Annotated in this window: 1 protein-coding gene; it reads left to right on the top strand. The window is 67.8% G+C overall.

Annotated features, from left to right (window positions below):
• A partial coding sequence (locus tag JWG43_RS17600) for an MFS transporter (RefSeq protein ID WP_205244257.1) occupies positions 1-721 on the top strand: 721 nt, incomplete at both ends.

Genomic DNA, 721 nt, shown 5'->3' with positions numbered 1-721 from the left:
TCCTCACACTCATGCTCTGCGGCGTGGGCGGCGCCCTGTTCCATCCCGAGGGGGCCCGCTATGCCAACCTCGTCTCCGGCGATCGCAAGGGCGCGGGCATGAGCATCTTTTCCGTGGGCGGCAACAGCGGCTTCGTGGTGGGGCCGCTGCTGGTGGCCGGGGCCACCTTCGTGGCGGGCCTGCACGGCACGGCCGTGTTCCTGCTGCTGGCCCTGTGCACGGCCTCGTTCATCTTTTTCCAGATGCGCGGCTGGCAGCGCCAGATCCCCCAAAGCCGCGCCGCCGCCGGACAGGCCGAACCCCGCAACGACTGGCATGCCTTCGGCGTGCTGACCCTGGTCATCGCCTCGCGCTCTATCCTCTTTTTGGGCTTCAATACCTACATCCCCATGTACTGGCATGACGTCTTCGGCCAGAGCAAGGAATTCGGCGCCATGATGCTGGCCTTCTTCTGCGTCTGCGGCGTCAGCAGCAACGTGCTGGGCGGATTCCTGGCCGACAGGATCGGCTATGCCCGCATCATCCGCCTGTCGTGGTGGCTGGCCCTGCCCGCGGCCCTGGCCTTCGCCTGGGTGGACAGCATGTGGCTGGCGGCCCTGCTGCTGGCTCCGCTGGCCGTGGGCCTGTTCGCGCCCTTCAGCTCCATGGTGGTGCTGGGCCAGAAGCTGCTGGCCCGCAACATGGGCTTCGCCTCGGGCGTGACCCTGGGCCTGCCCATGAC

The organism is Desulfobulbus alkaliphilus (genome assembly GCF_016918545.1).
Classification (GTDB): domain Bacteria; phylum Desulfobacterota; class Desulfobulbia; order Desulfobulbales; family Desulfobulbaceae; genus Desulfobulbus; species Desulfobulbus alkaliphilus.
The sequence above is the reverse complement of the archived record's forward strand: the minus strand, read 5'-3'. Positions and strand labels throughout refer to the sequence as shown.